We start from the raw sequence: 16,151 nt of genomic DNA on the forward strand, positions 1-16,151 counted from the left end.
ACAGCTGAAGCCGCAGCAAATGAGTCCATCTTTTAATTGCTACTCGTCATTCTCAGCCTACACCGGATATGTCAAAGTTTGTCCGGTTGTAATACGTAAAGCGCGCAATTCATATATTAATGCCTGTCTGTACAGTCATGACAGTCGCGTTGTCTGATGAGGCCGCGCCTGCCGCAGTCCAGAATCGGGTGCTTAGGGATGCTGCGCTGGTTCAACGGCCTAACGGGGCGTACAAACGCTGCGGTGGCGCTTACCTTAAAATCAAGCAGCTTTCATGGTCCTACTTACGCCGCGAAGAGTGCTACCTGAGCTATGCAAGTGCACCGACTATTTTGAAATGCGCCCTCGAATGAGACGAACGGCAAAGAATAGGGTTGATAAAATCGCAAGGGGAGACGCTTTTGTCCGAATTGCAAGTCTTGTGAGGCACCTCCGAGGCAAGACGGCACCGCGGCCTTATACCAGGGGCCAATCCAATTCGCGCTGACAGTACCGACACCCTAACGCTAGGTCTATAAGAGACGCGCCAGCGCCACATTACGATGCAACTGGGCAACCTTGCGCACCTCGGCAAGCATGACCTTAGGCGGATCCATGCGCGCGCGGCACCAACATGTTGTGAGCTACCGAACCGCTGAAATCGCCCCAATCAACGCTGTTATCAGAGCAACCGGGGGCAATCCGCGGGAGCGAGGCGTTCAAGCAGCAGATTGTGCGGAATGGCAACGCCCGCAGCGAGCGCATGCAGACTCGCGATGGGCCTGATGCGCCCTCTCAAGGACCGCAAAAACAAAAAAGGCCCTCCGAGTTTAAGGTCTTTTCAGTTCGCACCCAGCTGCAGTCGGAAACGTTCGCTGCCGGGAACCCATGTTCCATTCACGGGGGAACAGTCCCTGGGCGATATCATGAAAATTTTGATGAGTAGGCTATCCTCTTATCTATTTTTTCGAATATTTTGTGCTGCCTAAGCCCACAGGGAACCCCGACAAGCGAAAAGCCCCACTCGATTGCCGGGGTCGCTGTCGCTCTTTGAGGCCAAGCAGCAGCGCCGTCGAGATTAACACGAAGCAATTCGAGGTAAAGAAGGCCCTGGCAGTCTGAGGGTGAGGATGGACTGCCAGGGCCAGCTGGTACTCAAGGGGCCTACGAGCACCAGCCAGAGCTATCATAGGTCAAATAACTGACCGAGGAAGCCCCTGAAAATTAGGAGCCGGATAATTGCGCAGCAACACAAATCTGACACACCCAGGGCGAAGGAAAAATAGATCGTCCGCAATACCTAGTAGTTTACCTCTGGACCAAGCTGCAATCTACAGTACAGCGCGCCATTGTTCGAATATGTCTATATTATATCCGGCGCATTTGAAGCGTATTAAGCGGTTTTAAGACCACCTTTGTCTCAAAGCGACGGGTAATGGATAAGCGGCAGCCCGACCACCAAGGATCGTCATGGCTGGGGTTCAGCTGAGCAGCTTCGAAACTGCTGCTGTGCAAGGTATATAGAATGATCCCGGCTGCATACAGTTCGTCCTGTCTTCTGTCCGATAGGCGATAACTCGCCAACACCGCAATCCGAAAGAACGCCTGTGGATCCTTGTCGAGGCCGGGTTCTTTAAGCTGACCCGGCCGAGGAAGCCGCCTAGGGCAAGCTTCTGTCGCTATCAGCCCCATAGTCAGCCCGCACGAACAAACCGGCCAAAACGGCCCGTCTGTCGTACCCCTCCTCTGTCGGCCTCGGTGTTTGTGGGCGGAACGGCACGACGACTTCGATTTTGCGGGTTCTCAACTCGTCACTCGCGACGAGATCAACACTTCTCGGACGCACTGACTAAATGATAGGCAATTATGTCGTTTGCAAATACGCTGCCACACCGCCTTCGCCATTGAAAGGGTCGGCCGGGTGGTCATAATGGCGAATGGTACGGCGTGGCGCACGGAAGGCATACCTTGTCGGCGTGCCGTCCGCAGCGGCCAAAATCACCGTGTATGCAGTTCTTGCCGAAGCCCCAGTCACCGCTTTGCAACATGCTTCCGTTGTTGCCGGATGCAGACCAAATCAAGCTCATATTGTCGGCGCTCTGTCGCGGAATGTTGCCCGCAAGCTCGGTCTGAAGCCCGACGTGCCAACTAGGGTCTAACTCGCAGCCGACTTCGCCTGTGCGAACCGCGTCAATGGGGTAACAAACGCCGCCGCATCCTCAATCGTCCCGGCCTCACGGCCGACCCCAATGAATCCGCAGCGCTGTTCCTTTGGGGTGAACTCTTCCGTGCAGAGCCTGGTAGGCTTGGAAACTGCTACGAATTGCAAAGCAGTCGGCGGCGCTGTGGACGAGCAGGACGCTAAAGACGACGAGGTGTAATCCGGCAAGAGTGGCGGGCAGGGGCTTGTAGTCGCGAGCCAGTCGGCGGAAACCGACCATCTCGGCGAAGGCGCGCTCGACGACCCACCGGCGTGGCAGCAGCATGTCTTTCGACAGGCTCAGGACGATTGCCGCGCTTGATCTCAGGTGCTCCACGACTTCCAAGGCCATACTATGACCGACGGCTGCTTTCACCGCGCGCTCGCCCTTGTAGCCCTGACCGGCATAAGCGAGGTCCACGCTGTCGCCTGCCGTCTACGCCCTTGGGCACCAGCAGGTTCGTCGCCTCGTAGTTGGCATTGATGTAGAGGTTCGGGTCCTCGTAGAGGTTCACCCGAAACCACCAGGACGCGGTGAAGGCCGAGGCTGAGAAGGCCAACGCGAAGATCGACGAGGCGTTTGAGAAGCTCGCCAAGAAGATCCGCCAGCAAGCCGATAAGGCGAAAGGTAAGATGGACGACACGCAGAGACTCGAGAAGCGTGCTGTCCTGCTGCGACGCTTCGAGTTGTGCTCGGATGCTGCAACGCATCTTGAAGAGCGCCTTCCCCGTAGCGACGACTGAGGCGCAAACCGCATGAAGTCCCGCCAGTCCGAGAGCAGATCCGGCGGTGGGGCACCGTTCGGCATCGCGCCGTCCCGGTATTCACTGCGCCCGTAGCAGACAGCAGCGACGACCCTGAAATCGAGAAGGTCAGCTACGCGCTGCCGGCCGCTTAATCAGACGCGACAGGTAGAAACATCTGGCGCGAGTACCACGGGGCGGAGACAATGCTGACCATCTCCTCCTTGCCATCGAACAGCGTGCTGAGCGTGCCGCCCGATGCTCTGAACGTAAGATTCTGGCCCCGTTTCACGTTATTGGGTTCGCTTAGGATAACGTTCGAGCCTTGATCAATCCGGTAAGTGCGTCTGACTTTGGCATCGACTGCCGAAACGTTCCGACTGACGAGCTGTGACCGTATCGGTGTGGTCTGTTCGTAGGCGATGTGGAAGGCGATCTGCTCTCCACCATCGCCCACCACATTCCACGTCTCCTCGACCATGCTGGATAGGCTTGTGACATGCGCCTGCCGGTCAATCGAGACCTTGGTGGGTCTATAAACGAGGTAGAAGCCTGGAGCCGTTTGAGCGTCACTGTAGCCCTCGATGATCGAGAAGGCGGTGTCCTTATCCTTCCGGCTCGCAATCGAGAGGATAACCCCGGCCTCCTCACCACCTACGGCCTTCCCATTCGCATCCTGTGTGGCCAAACGCTCCGCGAACACTACGGTGAGGTTTGCACCTTTAGCGGGACCTTGGGGGATTGACGCGGCAGTCCAGCCTGCTGGCAGAAACTTCTGGGCGACCTGTTCAGAGATCTTGAAAGTGAGGACAGTCCGAACTTCCTGCGACCACCCAAACGGCGTTCCAAGTTCCTCGCTAGCTTTAGAGTTCTGCGCCACCGATTGATTTAGAATACTGAATGAAAAAACTGTCAGCAGATATAAGCGTAGAGATTTCGGTTGCATGACCGGCCCTCTCAGTGAGGCGGGCAAATTTCGCAAATATTTTGCCGTTCACAAGCGCAATAATTTCCTCTCTAATGCGCGTAGATTCATCTTGGTGAGCAATAGCCGGTGTCGGTCATTCTTGCATGCTCGCAAACTAACAATCAGAATGGCAGTGCTAGCTACGAAAATGATGGCCTGAAGCGCGAACGGGAGCGCTTTCGCCACAACCGTGGCTCGGCGATACATGCGCCCAAACACCAGCTAACTTGTCTCCGCGTTTCGCAAGGGCGCTATTGATGCGAGGAATGGATGCGGACCTTCGGGGCGATGATTGAGAGGGACATAATGGGCAAATTTACGAGAAGGCTACGCACGCTCTGTCTGCTTACAACCGCCGTCTGGGGTATCGCGACCAATGTCCAAGCGGCCGACATCACCGTCCTCTGTTCGCAGGGATTGAAGACCGCCTTGGACGAAATTATTCCGCAGCTTGAGCGGACAAGCGGCGACCGCCTCGTGGTCACCTACGACACCTCCGCAATCCTCAAGGCGCAAATCGATGATGGAAGACAGTTTGATGTTGTGGTCCTGACCCCACCTCTGATCATGGCCTTGATCCAGCAGGGCAAGGTTGTGGACCGCACCGCGACGACGCTCGCTCACACAGGTGTCGGGCTCGCCGTCAAGAAGGGGGCAGCGCGGCCTGACATTGGTTCTGCCGAAGCACTCAAGCAAGCACTCACCAGCGCAGGATCGGTGGCCTACAGCACGTCTGGGGCGAGCGGTTCGGTCTTCGCTGCCGCTCTTCAGAAGCTCGGAATTACCGACGAGGTGAAGGCCAAAGGCAAAGCAATCCCGAACGGTTTGACCGGAGATGTCGTCGCTCGCGGCGAGGCAGACCTTGCCGTGCAACTGATGCCCGAGTTGATGTCAGTTTCAGGGGTGGACGTGGTAGGTCCATTCCCTGCGGAGGTTCAGTCCTTCGTGGTGCTTACTGGAGGCATCTCAGCCACTGCGGACAAGGCTCGCGCCGAGGCGTTCCTTGCATTTCTCAAGGCCAGTGCCGCGGCTGCGGTCATCCGAGCTAAGGGTCTGGAGCCCAGGTAATCAACCAGTTTGGTTGCCGGCGCATGAGAAGCAGACTTCGTACAGGCTTGGAACGGATCGAAGGTGGAATGACCGCGCGGGGTGGCAAAAGGACCTGGGCCTAGCGTCCAGAAGCGGGCGCGGCACCTGCGACCCATGCTGGTCATGCGGGAAATTTTCAGGAATTTCTCAAAGCGGTCATTTTTATGTATATTGATATTGATCTAAATCAAATGAATTCGTCATATGCCGATTGTATTATTTCATATGTTTTGCTCGCTACTTTATGTAAGCCGAAGACAGGCATCGTCTGTCGATATCGCTGCTATTGTCGAGGTTTCGCGTGCGCGAAACGCATCACTCGATGTGACGGGGGCGTTAGTCGCCTCGCTAAACTGGTTTGCCCAGATCCTTGAAGGCCCCGGCGATTCAATAGACAAACTAATGACCAGCATCAGTTGCGACGAGCGTCACCGCGACATCGATATCTTGGTCTACGCGGATATTGCGGAACGGCAATTTGGCGACTGGACACTCGCCTATAACGGGTCCTCGATTTTCATCGAACAGTTGATCGAAGTTCTGGCAGTCCGGAATAATGCGACGCCCGTACCTTTCCACCTGAAGCGCCTTGTCCGGGTCATTGTCGAATTCACCCACTCCTTACATTAAGAGCCTCTAACAAAACCAGGTTTAGCGCGTTGAGTGGAGATGGCGAGACCGCTCCTTCCCGATGGCCTGTGGGCCGAGATCGCACCGCTGCTGCCGCCTGAACGGGCCAAGCCAAAGGGCGGTCGACCTCGAACCTCCGACCGCGCGGCACTGACGGGGATCCTGTTTGTGCTGCGCTCAGGCACGCCGTGGGAGTTGCTGCCCCGGGAGATGGGCTGTGGCTCGGGGATGACCTGCTGGCGGCGCTTGCGGGATTGGCAGAAGGCCGGAGTGTGGGACCGTCTGCAGCACGCGCTTCTCGACCGGCTCGGCCGCCAGAACGGCATCGACTTCAGTCGAGCTTCCCTCGACAACGCCTCGATCGCCGCCAAAAGGGGGGCCCAGCGACGGGCCCGAACCCGACCGATCGGGGCAAGCTGGGCACGAAGCGCCACATCGTCACCGATGCGAAGGGCATCCCCCTCGCTCTGAAGCTGACGGGCGCGAACGTCCATGACAGCCGAATGCTGGAGGCGGTCGTGGATGCCGTCCCGCCGATCCGCTCATGCTGGGGACCGCCGCGCAAGCGTCCCTCGAAGCTGCACGCCGACAAGGCCTACGACCACCGCCGCTGTCGTCAGGCGCTGACCCGCCGGCGCATCCAGCCCCGCATCGCCCGGCGCGGGATCGAGAGCAGCCAGCGGCTGGGACGGCACAGGTGGGTCGTCGAGCGCACGTTGGCGTGGTTCGCCCAGTTCCGTCGCCTCGCCATCCGCTACGAGCGACGACGCGACATCCATCTCGCCTTCTCGACTCTGGCGGCCGCCCTCATCGTCTGGGGCTTCATCGAACGATGGTTTTGTTAGACGTTCTAAGTGTCCTGCGCAGGCGGCGGCGTCTGCTTCGTTCAAATTCCACTCGGACGCGGGCGGTCGCAAATCGACCCTGAGCGGCAACTCTGATAACGATCCGACGCAGTCGTTCACGCGCGGCCGTGCGGCTCCCGGAAGCGGTCGTATGGACGTGCGCGGCATCGTCGAGACTATCGAGCTTCGGACGATCGGACTAAGCTATGGCAGAAGCCAGTCCAACTACGCAAGATCGTCGATCAATTGCGAAGCTCGCACCGGCTGACGGACTAGATCGTGGTCGGGATCGCTCCTTGATTGGCCCGTTTTGCTATTTCGCATAGGCCAAGGCCACTGCCCTATAACGTCGATGGCACGCCACAAAATTGCCCTGATTCAGCAACACGCTCCTTTCTATGGCGTTAAGTGCCGTATTCGGTCGTAAAAATTCTGATATTTTATCAATGAACAGAATTACATCATTTTAGGTCAGAGCTAAGCATTTATCTCAATCCGCCGGCTCGATCTGTTTTTGCATTATAAAGACGGCGATACCTATTTACAATTAGCCACTTAGTCTGATATGAAAGGTTAGACCGTCTCAAAAATGGACAAGACCGACGATAGAGACTGCTAAATTATTTAGAAATATGCCAAAAAATCGGATCAACATCCAGATAGTATCCTGATTGATTATCGCCTAAGCAAACTTGCTCACTAGATTATTTAGAATCTGGATTGAGGCAAGACTTGCTGGCCGTTGAGTACGGCACTTTGGTTCTTGCACTTACTCGTACAATCTATCCGGCTTCGCCGGCTCAAAGATGGACGACGTCGACGAGGTCTTGCGGTGGTGAAGAGGCTCCCTGTGGCCATCGCCGAGGCGGGAACAGCAGCGCGCTTGCGCGCCCACGTCGCTTGCAAGCGCGTTCTACCAGCGCGATGTGACATCGCCTCCTGGGAGACATCGACAAGTCTGCACCTCCTGTTCTCTGGCACCGCAATCCGCTACCGGATCCTCGGAAATGGCAGCCGCCAGATCACGGCGCTGATCCTGCCCGGCGATCTGTGCGATCTCGACGACCACGTCAGTGGGCGCAGCACGACGGTGAACGCCACGATCACGCCCTGCGTGATCGGTTTGATCCCACGGACCGCGCTCTTCGATGACCGTGCGATCAGGCCAGAATGGGCTGACTTCGTCCTCCGCACCCTCGCGCGCAACAACGATATCGCGACCGAATGGATCGTCAGCCTCGGACGACGATCCGCTTATAAGGCCATCGCGCACTTGTTCTGCGAAATCTGGGTGCGAGTGCAGGCGATCACGCTCACCAATGGGGCAGCGTTTCCTCACGAACTCACACAGGTCGATCTAGCCGACATGCTCGGCCTGACCGCGGTTCACATCAATCGTACCCTGCGCGAGTTGCGTGAGGCCAAGCTAATCGAGGTTCGGGGCAAACGGGCGACAATCCTTGATCCAAATGGACTGCGTGCAGTCGCCGATTTTGATGCAACCTATCTTATGTGAAACAAAAGTCTGTCCGCCGGTCACTCAGCAATATCACTCCTTAGATATTGAACTGAGCAAGCCCGATATCTTTAAAGGCCTGCGCAGGACCGGAGCTACCCACCGGTACACCGACGAGCGCAGGACTGCGCGCTCGATAAAGTCCGGTAATTCGCCGCCGAACTCGCAGCCCTTGAGACGTCCGAGGGCGAGCGGATCCTGGCTCCCAATTACCTGCTGCATTTCACCAGCGACCTGCACCAGCAACTGCACGCGCGGACAATCACGATCGCGGCGGTAACGACGTCCTCGTCCTGTTTGGTCACCACCGCGTGACCTCGAAGCTCCACGCATACTGGGACACGGCGGTGATCGAGCGTATCGGTCGAGATGAAACCGCAGTCGCGTCCAAACTCGCGGCCTCGTTCGCCGACCGACGCTCCGCCTGGCAACAGGGGCAGCCCGGGGACTGGGCGCGTGAAGCGTTCGAGGCCGCTCAGGACTTCGCCTAAGCCCTGCCGAATCGATTGTCTCCGACGAGCACGGCACCCCAACCTCCGTGCTCGACGAGGCCTGCAGGGCGAAGGCCGAGGAGACGGCGCGCGAGCAATTGGCAAAGTCTGGGTTTCGCCTCGCTAAGCTGCTCAACGAGGCGCTCCGCTGATCGGCTCGACGCCTCGCTGTCAGCGCTTGCTGAGCCGCCGATGGTTGGCCTGAACCTTCCGACGGTAGCCGCGCACGACCTTGCGCGGCGTCCCGCCCATGGCGATCGTCACAGCCGCCTTACCGGCGGCATGGACCTTCTCGGTCACCAGCAACCGCGCTTCCTTGCTTACCTTCGGCTCGCCGAGCATGAACAGCGCCATCCGCTGGCCGATGACCATTTGCGCCTAGACACCGAGCATTGCGAGCTCTGTGCCCATCGCCAATAGCGAAGATGACTTCTTCGACGCTCTATGACGTGACCGCATGAGACTGCCTCCGTCAGAGTGTGTCCACTGGAAGCGGCCGATCAGAGCCCAGATCGTTGTTGGGATCCAGCCGATCAGCGTGATGTGAAGAACGATACATAGAATGCCCTGAAGCACCTTCCCGCGCAGGAACATTGCTAGCTACGGTGTGAGGATGCAGATCAGGATCATCACCATTGGTGGAGGTCTCCGAATTTTGTCCCAGAACAAGGACAGCGGCGGGTGGTTCCCACGCAGTATCTGCCGCCCCTGGTTCGATCATCGAACGACCATCGATTGACCGCGGTCGCGAAATTCCTCCGCAGAGGTCGGATCATTCGCACCGCCCCGAGGTTATCCTGTTGCACTGCAGCAAAGTGCACGCTCATTCGTCCAAGGTGAACGAGTCGTGTCACACCCCAATCCGCGACGTTCGCGGCTTCAGCTTGGCGCTTCGGACCGCTGCCTCGCAGCGCAAAGGACAACTTCATGCGCCTCGAACTCTTTCTGGGAGTTTCGGCTCTTCTGCTCGGCCTCACGCAGATTCCGGCTCATGCCAGCTCCTGCGCTGAGCAAATCGGCACGATCGAACGTTGCCCCGACAGCGCCGGCGCGGTCCATGTTGCTGGTCTTCAGGACGGACACGCGATCCGCAGCAGTCATTCGCAGAAGGCGCTCGTAGCCGCGCCGACCAGCGAGCCCAGCGACGCCGCGATGATCCCGACGTCAGCGCACGTCACAGATGCGAGACGCCTGCTCGAACGAGCCGCGAACGAGGATCGTCAGGGCCATCAACGTGCCTGCGAAGACACGATGACCGAAGCCAAGGGCATGATCGGCGCATTGCCGTAGGACCCCCTGACGAGCCCCGCTCCCACGGGCCACACATTGCATGACTCCGGAGCGATCCAACCGATCGAGGAGCATGTCCCGCAATCCATCAGGATCACCGCATGACACGCCAATCCTCAACCGGTCGCTGGCTCGCACCGACGCTCATCGGGTCCGCGGCCGCGCTCGCCGCCTTGGCTCTCTACGCCGCCGCGAAGACACGTGAGGCCGAACGCGAGACACCGCCGATCGGCCAGTTTCTCACCGTGGATGGTGTCCGATTGCACTACGTCGAACGGGGTCATGGCGAGCCGCTGGTCCTGATCCACGGCAATGGCATGATGATCCAGGACTTTTTGGTCAGCGGCATCGTCGACGACCTCGCCGAGCGCTACCGCGTCATCATCATCGACCGGCCCGGCTATGGCTACAGCGATCGCCCGCGTGGTCTTTGGACACCACGCGCCCACGCCACGCTGTTCAAGAAGGCGCTTGAGCAACTCGGTGTCACGCAAGCGATTGTGCTCGGACACTCGTGGGGTGCGCTGGTCGCTGTCGCCCTCGCGCTCCTGGCTCCGCGACTCGTCCGCAGCCTCGTCCTGGCCTCCGGGTATTATTACCCGACGCTGCGTGCCGACGTGCTGCTGGCGTCGCCCGTGGCGATCCCGGGCGTCGGCGGCCTGATGCGCCACACCGTGTCACCGGTGCTCGGACGGCTCATGCAGCCCGCCCTCATCAAGGCGATGTTCGCGCCGGCGGCGGTTACGGACCGCTTCGACCGCGAATTTCCGAAAGCCATGATGCTGCGGCCCTTACAGTTGCGCTCATCCTCAGAGGACGCCGCCCTGATGACGCCGGTGACGGTCGAGCTTAAAAAGCACTACCGCGACCTGACGCTCCCGGTGGTGATCATCGTCGGTGGCGACGATCAGATCGCTGACATCGACCGCCAGTCCAAGCGCTTGCACAGCGAACTGCCGAACAGCGAGATCATCGTCGTCCCCGGCATGGGGCACATGATCCAGCATCTTGCACCGCGCGAGGTCATCGCCGCGATCGATCGGGCAGCGGAGCAGGTTCGCGAGGCGGCTTGAACACCGAGCGGAAGAAATCACACATTTGGTGCTCGCACGAGACGACCGAGAAGGGTGGATTTCCGTCAGTCTGCTTCCAAGCGACTTTGCCATGGAGCGGACCTTGTTTCTACACACCCCACAACCCTCTCCGATCATTGCCGGTGAACCTTTGCGCATCCCAATGCAGAATCTCTTAGATATAAAGCACAGAAGATCACTTTTCTAACTTGTATTAGTATTGTTATACCGAATATGGTACGTAATCGTTGTTAATGATTTTTTATTAATACTATGACCCAATAGGACCATATTGACTATCAAGAAGTTGGACACAATGCTGTTCGGCAATCAGAAGTTGCAAGCTAAACTAAAGGCGCTCGACGCTTCACACGCATTGATCGAGTTCGATCTCGCCGGCAAGGTCGTCACTGCCAATCCTAATTTCCTGGCGGTCCTCGGCTACAGCCTCGAAGAGATTCAGGGGCGGCACCACTCCATGTTTGTGGATCCGGCTGACCGGGAGAGCCCCGCCTACCGGACCTTCTGGGAGGCCCTGTGCCGCGGCGAACATCAGGTCGCCACTTACAAACGCATCAGCAAGGGCGGCAAGGAGGTCTGGATCCAGGCGAGCTACAGCCCGCTCATCGGACATAACGGCAAGCCTTATGGCGTGTTCAAATGCGCCACCGACATTACCGCACAGACGCTGCGCAACGCGGATTTCGAGGGCAAGCTGAACGCTCTTGAACGGTCGCAGGGCATCATCGAGTTCAACCTCGATAGCACGATCATCACCGCCAACGAGAACTTCCTCGCGGTGGTCGGCTACAGCCTCGACGAGGTGAAGGGCAAGCGCCACGCGATCTTCATCGATGTGGCCGAACGCGAGAGTGCCGACTACCGGACCTTCTGGGAGGCCCTGCGCCGCGGTGAGTTCCAGCAGGCCGAATTCAAGCGCATCGGCAAGGGGAGCCGGGAGGTCTGGATCCAAGCCACCTATAATCCAGTCCGCGACGCGTCCGGACGCATCGTGAAGGTGGTGAAATTCGCCACCGACATCACCGAGGCCGTCGCTGAGCGGCTGCGGCGAGCCGAGCTGCATAGAGGCGTCGATCGAGATCTCGACGGCATTGCCGTTGCCCTTGCTCAGACCTCGCAGCAGGCTGTCGATGCGGCTAGCGCCGCCGAGGAAGCCTCCAGCAACACCCAGAGTGTTGCCGCTGGATCCGAGGAGCTGGCCGCCTCAGTCGGTGAGATCAGCGGGCAGGTGAACCGCGCTCTGCAGGTGACGGGACGAGCTGTCGAGCAGGCAGTCGCCACCTCGACCGTAGTTGCCGGCCTCGCTTCCGCCGCTCAGCGGATTGGCGAGGTGGTCGAGATGATCAACTCGATCGCCGGGCAGACGAACTTGCTTGCGTTGAACGCGACGATCGAGGCGGCACGGGCCGGTGAGGCAGGCAAGGGCTTTGCGGTTGTGGCTTCCGAAGTGAAGACCCTCGCGGCCCAGACCGCCAAGGCGACTGAGAGCATCAGCGTTCAGATCGCGCAGACGCAAGCCGCCGCGAACCAAGCGGCCGCCGCCATCGCGGGCATCGGTGAGACGATCGGGGAGGTCAACGAGATCTCCTCAGTTATCTCGACAGCCGTAGAGCAGCAGGCCGCCGTCGCTCAGGAGATGTCGAGCAACATGCAGGCCATGACACAGGCCGTGGCGGAGATCAGCCGCAGCGTCAGTCTGATCGCCACCTCGACTCAGGAGGTTGATACCTCAACGCGGCTTGTGCGCGAGGCGTCGCGTGCCATGGTGGCTTAACACTGTAGGTTGCAGCTGCTTCTGCGTCAGCGATTTTCGTCTCAGTTGCAGGCTGTTCGGAGACCACCCCGAGCCGAAGTTGTCGGATGGCTGACTGACGTCCGCTTTGGAGCAGCGCCGAGAGCGCTCCCGGCGGCTAAGTTGGGTCGCAAGGAGAATGGCGGCTCGGGGTGGAAGGCCGCTTGTCCGCATAAGGGCGGCAACTCGGATTAGCAGACGTCCAACATTGGGCCGAAGCTGCCCGATGGGAGCCTGAGCCCTTACCACGGCACGTTGCACACGCTGGAAAAACACAATCGTGGCTTGGCAGCACTCCCTTCGCTGTTGTGCAATAGTCCGCTCATGACGAACTTAATCCGCCTCCCCCTAGGCCGCGCAGTCGCTGACGCTATCGAGACCATCGACGACTTCACACCGTTGCAGGTTTACGGCGCAGCCGTAGGCCACTTTGTGGCACTGATCCGCGCTGAAGGTCGCGAGGCCGGAGAGACATTGCAGCTGATCGTTGGCCAGGAGCGCGGCGAAGCAGCGGAGACCGTGGCAATACTGCCAGACACAAACGTGGGCGAGGCGGAAGCCGAAGCCATGGCGCACGCCATCCTGAGGACTTTGGAAATCGTAAAGGAATCCTTCGTCGGCGGCTCAGGTTCGGCGGTATTGGGCCACTAAGCGGCCATTCTCGCGATGACCTTTTGAACCTGAGAGGCACCCCAGGCCCCGCCTCGCGCGGCCGGGATGCCTCGATCGTTCAGGCCCGCCGCCATTGCCCGCAGAGATGTGGCACCAGTTGCCCTGATGTCGGCGATGATAGGAGCGAGATCTGCGGCCCGGCTGTTCGCAATCTCTTGCTGCCGCGCACGACCCAAGACCCGGCCGAGATCCTGTTTGCCGAGGTGCGTAGGGTTGCCCAACTGCGTAGCCTTGCCAGCCGCCTTGAGAGCGGCGAGTTCGGCGTCAGAAAGTGCAGCATAGAAGGCGCGTTTGGCCGCGAGGGCTTCCCGCGTCCGCTTTGAGATCATCTCCCGCTCGGCCTGTGCGATGACCGCCATGATGCCCACGACCATTTCGTTCGCCTCCGGCATATCGGTGGCAACGAACCGGGCACCGGTCTTCTGTAGACCGAGCAGGAAGTGCGCATCGCGTGACAGGCGATCGAGCTTGGCAATTACCAGGGTTGCGTTCTGCAGGCGGCAGAGCGCTAAGGCCCTCTGCAACTCTGGCCGGTCGTTGCGGCTGCCGCTCTCGATTTCGACGAATTCGGCTAGGACGGTTCGATGGCCGTTGTGAAGGAAGGCGGCCACTGCCTGCCGTTGAGCCTCCAGACCGAGCCCAGAACGGCCTTGCATCTCCGTGGACACTCGGAGGTAGGAAACGAACTTATCTGACATAGTCGCGGCCCCGTGTCTCGATGACTGAGGTGGTCGAAACTTATCATTATCGCCGCGTCGCAATACCCATCTGCTGCCAGATGAATGTCTTCATATTCGCCACAGGCATATCGTGGCTCAGCATACCGTTATGCAGCCATGATCAGGCAACGAACGTCCTGCAGCTATCGTGGATGGCAAAGGTATGACTGCTTTCGGGAAAGCCTTGGCGGGCGTCATTACGGCCGGCTTGGGTCGAAGTCGGTAGGACTGCTCGGGTGGTTCTGCGACCGTCCGCGTGAGCGACCATGCGCAGAAGCAGACGTCGCTGATCAGAGGGTTGCGGCCCCAGCACGGCCATCGAAACCAGCTTGATCTTCAAGCGTTGATGCCAGCCCTGCTGGAGAGCATCATGTTTGCCAAGGTCTTCATTGCTGCCGTGATCGTCGCCGCCGGGTCGGGCCTTGCGCTCGCAGAGACAGCCGCACCGAACGCAGCTGGGACGGCGACCATGACGACCCGTCAAACACCTGATACCGGGGCCGGAGCCTCGAGCGGGAGCACACCGGCGTCGTCCGTGGGCGGAGGTATCATCGGCAGCGATGCCGTGCACGGCACGGGCGCGCACGAGGCGAAAGGCTTGTCTCCGGAGCCGTCGCGGCCTTCGTCAGGGAAGAAGTGACGCGCAACGGCCTTTCAAGCAGAGGTCGGCACGCGCGTCCCGCGGGAGTTGAGCATGCCAATGCTCTTAGCGAGCATGCCAGCCGCCGCCCTAATGTCTTCGGCGGCATCCAGCTCGCCCCTGCCCTCCAAGCTTCGCCGGCAACGGTTCAGTTCCTCCTCGAGATCGCGGGTCAGTACGTGGTCTCCAAGGCTCGAGAGGAGCCTCCGCACCGTATCGGTGAGCGCCGGCAGTCGTTCGGCCGGTACATCATCGATCAACGTCGCAAGGGTCCGCCAGACTTCGGCGGCCAGCGTGTTCTGCATGCTCTCGGACGCCACAACGCCGATCGCGGCGATCGCCAAGATCGCATCGTCCACCCCGCGATCGGCGTAGACGATCCGGGACGAGGGGCGCTCCGGGATCGTATCGGCGCTGCTCCAGCGGGCGATGATGTCCCGAAGGCAGTGGCACACCAGGATCGCCGGTTGTGGGTTCTGCTTCGATGTCGAGGCGGTCGTCCAGGCGATCGAGTAAAGTTGCTCGATCCCGAAGCCGGCATCGCTGTCGATCGTTCGGCGCGGTTCGATCTTGATAGCTGTAATGATCGACCGATCGAGCGCCAACAGCGCCGCGCCCGACAGGGATCGGGCGGCGTGGATGCAAAAAAGTGGGTCGCGGAAGGCGAGGTTGGTGCCGACGCGGGCGATGATTTCGATATCGGCGTCATGCTCCGCGGCGGATCGCTCGATCGTCGGGAGGTCGATACCGCACACCACGCCATAAGCGTCCGTTCGGACGATCCGCGACCACGACAGGCCCGCACGGGGTGTCCGGCGGGTGCCCTCGATCATGCTTCCGTCCACGGCACGGGCCTTGATCGTATGGTCGTGGATCGCGGTGATGACTGAATGCGGACGCATCTGATCGATGGTGCTGTAGATCAGGATCACCACCATGCACAGCGCCGCGCCCGTCATCAGAAGCGAGAGCAGCGCTCCGATAATCGGTTTGTGGTCGGGGTTGGCACTGCCGAGCGTCAACAGCACGAAGACGCTGAGACCTACGAAGAAGCCGAAACTGAGCTTGTTCGAGCGTCGCTGGATGAACTGGTCATAGACATGGGTCGAGAGCGTCGACGCTGTCTGCTGCACGGCGATCAGCAGGAGCGAAAAGGTGATTGACGTCACCGTGATCATACCGGACGCAACGGTACCGAGCAGGCTTGCGATCGCCCCCGTGTCACCCAGGAGATGGGAGAGCCAGGGGATCGGTGTGGGGCCAGGGCGATCCCAGAGCGCGTCATCGAGCAGATAGCTCAGCGCGAATAGACCCAGGAACGCCGCGACGACGATAAGCGGAAGACCGATGAACTCCCGTAACGACCGCCGAACGAGCGCCAGAACTTGGTGGCGCGCCCGATTGATGATGTTCATTCGGCGTTATCGAGCATGCTTGCAGATGGCCGCATCTTACCGGAACTCGTCGTCGGTGCAGCGATGGT

The 16,151-nt window shown here is 59.6% G+C and carries 15 protein-coding genes and 1 pseudogene; 11 read left to right on the forward strand and 5 right to left on the reverse strand.

The features are described 5' to 3' along the window. Window positions 1-2,213: 2,213 nt before the first annotated feature. On the reverse strand, window positions 2,214-2,600 hold the full coding sequence (locus tag ACXJ1Y_RS18625) for a hypothetical protein (RefSeq protein WP_463847608.1): 387 nt from the start codon (window positions 2,598-2,600) through the stop codon (window positions 2,214-2,216). A gap of 113 nt (window positions 2,601-2,713) precedes the next feature. Here ACXJ1Y_RS18625 and ACXJ1Y_RS18630 point away from each other — a divergent pair, with 113 nt between their 5' ends. Next, entirely contained in the window at window positions 2,714-2,923 is a 210-nt protein-coding gene (locus tag ACXJ1Y_RS18630) for a hypothetical protein (protein ID WP_463847609.1), read from the forward strand. Between the two features lie 151 nt (window positions 2,924-3,074). On the opposite strand, the gene ACXJ1Y_RS18635 is transcribed toward ACXJ1Y_RS18630, so the two are convergent. Next, entirely contained in the window at window positions 3,075-3,869 is a 795-nt protein-coding gene (locus tag ACXJ1Y_RS18635) for a hypothetical protein (RefSeq protein ID WP_463847610.1), read from the reverse strand. Between the two features lie 291 nt (window positions 3,870-4,160). Between ACXJ1Y_RS18635 and ACXJ1Y_RS18640 the strand changes: the two genes are divergently transcribed. The 5 genes and pseudogenes from ACXJ1Y_RS18640 to ACXJ1Y_RS18660 form a co-directional block, all read left to right on the forward strand. Next, complete coding sequence (locus tag ACXJ1Y_RS18640) at window positions 4,161-4,958, forward strand: molybdate ABC transporter substrate-binding protein (RefSeq protein WP_463847611.1); 798 nt, start codon at window positions 4,161-4,163, stop codon at window positions 4,956-4,958. Window positions 4,959-5,204: 246 nt separating this feature from the next. Beyond that, window positions 5,205-5,609: a BLUF domain-containing protein gene (locus tag ACXJ1Y_RS18645; RefSeq protein WP_463850169.1), complete on the forward strand. Its 405-nt coding sequence runs from the start codon at window positions 5,205-5,207 to the stop codon at window positions 5,607-5,609. 39 nt (window positions 5,610-5,648) lie between these two features. Beyond that, a protein-coding gene (locus ACXJ1Y_RS18650) for an IS5 family transposase (RefSeq protein ID WP_463847612.1) occupies window positions 5,649-6,454 on the forward strand; the annotation gives its coding sequence in 2 pieces (ribosomal slippage) (window positions 5,649-5,979 and window positions 5,979-6,454; 807 coding nt in all). A gap of 850 nt (window positions 6,455-7,304) precedes the next feature. Next, window positions 7,305-7,970: a Crp/Fnr family transcriptional regulator gene (locus tag ACXJ1Y_RS18655; RefSeq protein WP_463847613.1), complete on the forward strand. Its 666-nt coding sequence runs from the start codon at window positions 7,305-7,307 to the stop codon at window positions 7,968-7,970. Window positions 7,971-8,239: 269 nt separating this feature from the next. Continuing rightward, window positions 8,240-8,461 (forward strand): annotated as a pseudogene (locus ACXJ1Y_RS18660) (S1/P1 nuclease); the annotation flags it as partial. 171 nt (window positions 8,462-8,632) lie between these two features. Here the strand turns inward: ACXJ1Y_RS18660 and ACXJ1Y_RS18665 are convergent. Then, window positions 8,633-8,833, reverse strand: a complete 201-nt coding sequence (locus ACXJ1Y_RS18665) for a hypothetical protein (protein ID WP_463847614.1) — start codon at window positions 8,831-8,833, stop codon at window positions 8,633-8,635. Between the two features lie 555 nt (window positions 8,834-9,388). Here ACXJ1Y_RS18665 and ACXJ1Y_RS18670 point away from each other — a divergent pair. The 4 genes from ACXJ1Y_RS18670 to ACXJ1Y_RS18685 all read left to right on the forward strand — a co-directional run bounded on the left by ACXJ1Y_RS18670 (window position 9,389) and on the right by ACXJ1Y_RS18685 (window position 13,288). After that, window positions 9,389-9,751: a hypothetical protein gene (locus tag ACXJ1Y_RS18670; RefSeq protein WP_463847615.1), complete on the forward strand. Its 363-nt coding sequence runs from the start codon at window positions 9,389-9,391 to the stop codon at window positions 9,749-9,751. Window positions 9,752-9,852: 101 nt separating this feature from the next. Beyond that, window positions 9,853-10,824 carry an alpha/beta fold hydrolase gene (locus ACXJ1Y_RS18675; protein ID WP_463847616.1) on the forward strand — a complete coding sequence of 324 codons (972 nt, stop codon included), beginning with the start codon at window positions 9,853-9,855 and terminating at the stop codon, window positions 10,822-10,824. A gap of 316 nt (window positions 10,825-11,140) precedes the next feature. Then, on the forward strand, window positions 11,141-12,619 hold the full coding sequence (locus ACXJ1Y_RS18680; RefSeq protein ID WP_463847617.1) for a methyl-accepting chemotaxis protein: 1,479 nt from the start codon (window positions 11,141-11,143) through the stop codon (window positions 12,617-12,619). 342 nt (window positions 12,620-12,961) lie between these two features. Then, window positions 12,962-13,288 (forward strand): hypothetical protein, encoded by a 327-nt coding sequence (locus ACXJ1Y_RS18685; RefSeq protein ID WP_463847618.1) that lies wholly within the window; start codon window positions 12,962-12,964, stop codon window positions 13,286-13,288. On the opposite strand, the gene ACXJ1Y_RS18690 is transcribed toward ACXJ1Y_RS18685, so the two are convergent. Then, complete coding sequence (locus tag ACXJ1Y_RS18690; protein ID WP_463847619.1) at window positions 13,285-14,007, reverse strand: recombinase family protein; 723 nt, start codon at window positions 14,005-14,007, stop codon at window positions 13,285-13,287. The genes ACXJ1Y_RS18685 and ACXJ1Y_RS18690 overlap by 4 nt on opposite strands. 277 nt (window positions 14,008-14,284) lie before the next feature. Here ACXJ1Y_RS18690 and ACXJ1Y_RS18695 point away from each other — a divergent pair, with 277 nt between their 5' ends. Then, window positions 14,285-14,668, forward strand: a complete 384-nt coding sequence (locus ACXJ1Y_RS18695; RefSeq protein ID WP_463847620.1) for a hypothetical protein — start codon at window positions 14,285-14,287, stop codon at window positions 14,666-14,668. Window positions 14,669-14,682: 14 nt separating this feature from the next. Here ACXJ1Y_RS18695 and ACXJ1Y_RS18700 read toward each other — a convergent pair whose 3' ends face one another. Continuing rightward, entirely contained in the window at window positions 14,683-16,083 is a 1,401-nt protein-coding gene (locus ACXJ1Y_RS18700) for a DUF2254 family protein (protein WP_463847621.1), read from the reverse strand. Between the last annotated feature and the right edge of the window lie 68 nt (window positions 16,084-16,151).

The organism is Methylobacterium sp. TK26, assembly GCF_055361565.1.